The following is a 2957-nucleotide window of genomic DNA, read 5'->3' as shown; positions in this document are numbered from 1 at the left end:
AAAATCGAGGATAAGCAAGTAAGAGCGCACGGAGGATGCCTAGRCACTAGGAGCCGAAGAAGGACGTGGCGAACGACGAAATGCCTCGGGGAGCCGTAAGCAGGCTTTGATCCGGGGATGTCCGAATGGGGAAACCCAGCAGCCGTAATAGGTTGTTACTCTCACCTGAATACATAGGGTGGGYAGAGGCATACCCAGGGAACTGAAACATCTAAGTACCTGGAGGAAGAGAAAACAAGAGTGATTCCGTCAGTAGCGGCGAGCGAACGCGGAACAGCCTAAACCAGTCCACTTGTGGGCTGGGGTCGTGGGACGTCTCACATGGAGTAAGAAAAGCGCACATTAGGTGAAGWGGTCTGGAAAGGCCCATCAGAGAAGGTAACAATCCTGTAGCCGAAAATGTRYGCTCTCCGAGACGGATCCCGAGTACCGCGGGGCACGTGAAACCCCGTGGGAATCTGGCAGGACCATCTGCTAAGGCTAAATACTCCCTAGTGACCGATAGTGAAGCAGTACCGTGAGGGAAAGGTGAAAAGCACCCCGGGAGGGGAGTGAAATAGAACCTGAAACCGTGCGCTTACAAGAAGTCAGAGCCCGTTAATGGGTGATGGCGTGCCTTTTGTAGAATGAACCGGCGAGTTACGTTCCCGTGCGAGGTTAAGTCGAAGAGATGGAGCCGCAGCGAAAGCGAGTCTGAATAGGGCGAMWTAGTACGTGGACGTAGACCCGAAACCGTGTGATCTACCCCTGTCCAGGGTGAAGGTGAGGTAACACTCACTGGAGGCCCGAACCCACGAGCGTTGAAAAGCTCGGGGATGAGGTGGGGGTAGGGGAGAAATTCCAATCGAACTCGGAGATAGCTGGTTCTCCCCGAAATAGCTTTAGGGCTAGCCTCGAGAATGAATCGCGGAGGTAGAGCACTGATTGGGTGCGGGGCCCGCCAAGGGTTACCAAGTCCAGTCAAACTCCGAATGCCGCAGATTTGAATCTCGGGAGTCAGACGGTGAGTGCTAAGATCCATCGTCAAGAGGGAAACAGCCCAGACCATCAGCTAAGGTCCCCAAGTGCGTGTTAAGTGGGAAAGGATGTGGAGTTGCACAGACAACCAGGATGTTGGCTTAGAAGCAGCCACCATTGAAAGAGTGCGTAATAGCTCACTGGTCGAGTGACTCTGCGCCGAAAATGTAACGGGGCTAAATACGCCACCGAAGCTATGGGTGCATGTRAATGTGCAGTAGGGGAGCGTTGTATGCGGGTTGAAGGTCGATCGTAAGGACGGCTGGACTGCACACAAGTGAGAATGCCGGTATGAGTAACGAAAAGATCAGTGAGAATCTGATCCGCCGAAAACCTAAGGGTTCCTGAGGAAGGTTCGTCCGCTCAGGGTAAGTCGGGACCTAAGGCGAGGCCGAAAGGCGTAGTCGATGGACAACAGGTCGAAATTCCTGTACCACCGTAAGCCGTTATGAGCAATGGGGTGACGCAGAAGGGTAGTGACGCGAGCYGATGGAATGGCTCGTCCAAGCAGTAAGGCTGGTRCGTAGGCAAATCCGCGYAYCGTAAGGCTGAGCTGTGACGGGGAGGGAAAATTACAGTACCGAAGGTCATGATCTCAAGCTGCCGAGAAAAGCCTCTAGCCAGGCGAAGGTGCCCGTACCGTAAACCGACACAGGTAGGTGGGCTGAGAATGCTAAGGCGCGCGGAAGAACTCTCGTTAAGGAACTCGGCAAAATGACCCCGTAACTTCGGGAGAAGGGGTGCCTCGGTAGGGTGAATAGCCCGAGGGGGCCGCAGTGAAAAGGCCCAAGCGACTGTTTAGCAAAAACACAGGTCTGTGCGAAGCCGCAAGGCGAAGTATACGGGCTGACGCCTGCCCGGTGCTGGAAGGTTAAGGGGAGTGGTAAGCCGCAAGGCGAAGCTATGAACTGAAGCCCCAGTAAACGGCGGCCGTAACTATAACGGTCCTAAGGTAGCGAAATTCCTTGTCAGGTAAATTCTGACCCGCACGAATGGCGTAACGACTTGGGCGCTGTCTCAACGAGAGATCCGGTGAAATTTTAATACCTGTGAAGATGCAGGTTACCCGCGACTAGACGGAAAGACCCCATGGAGCTTTACTGGAGCTTGATATTGGACTTTGGTACGATCTGTACAGGATAGGTGGGAGCCTGAGAAGTGGGAGCGCAAGCTTCCAYGGAGGCGCCGTTGGGATACCACCCTGATCGTATCGGAGTTCTAACCCGCTACCGTAAWCCGGTAGGGGGACCGTGTCAGGCGGCCAGTTTGACTGGGGCGGTCGCCTCCTAAAGAGTAACGGAGGCGCCCCAAGGTTCCCTCAGAATGGTTGGAAATCATTCGAAGAGTGCAAAGGCATAAGGGAGCTTGACTGCGAGACCAACAAGTCGAGCAGGGACGAAAGTCGGGCTTAGTGATCCGGTGGTACCGAATGGAAGGGCCATCGCTCAACGGATAAAAGCTACCCTGGGGATAACAGGCTTATCTCCCCCAAGAGTCCACATCGACGGGGAGGTTTGGCACCTCGATGTCGGCTCATCGCATCCTGGGGCTGAAGTAGGTCCCAAGGGTTGGGCTGTTCGCCCATTAAAGCGGTACGCGAGCTGGGTTCAGAACGTCGTGAGACAGTTCGGTCCCTATCTGTCGTGGGCGCAGGAAATTTGAGAGGAGCTGTCCTTAGTACGAGAGGACCGGGATGGACGTACCGCTGGTGTACCAGTTGTCTCGCCAGAGGCACCGCTGGGTAGCTAAGTACGGACGGGATAAGCGCTGAAAGCATCTAAGCGTGAAGCCCCCCTCAAGATGAGATTTCCCAATTAGTAAGACCCCTTGTAGACGACGAGGTTGATAGGTTCGGGGTGGACGCGCAGTAATGTGTGGAGCTGACGAATACTAATCGGTCGAGGGCTTATCCTATTCACTCTTACCCGGAGTGACCAGTT

At 54.6% G+C, this 2957-nt stretch carries 1 rRNA gene; it reads left to right on the top strand.

Annotated elements, in window-relative coordinates:
- Positions 1 to 8 precede the first annotated feature (8 nt).
- Positions 9 to 2931 (top strand): 23S ribosomal RNA (locus tag AC1DWB_RS33060).
- Positions 2932 to 2957 lie beyond the last annotated feature (26 nt).

The organism is Paenibacillus sp. P4_E11 (genome assembly GCF_056401635.1).
The sequence above is the reverse complement of the archived record's forward strand: the minus strand, read 5'-3'. Positions and strand labels throughout refer to the sequence as shown.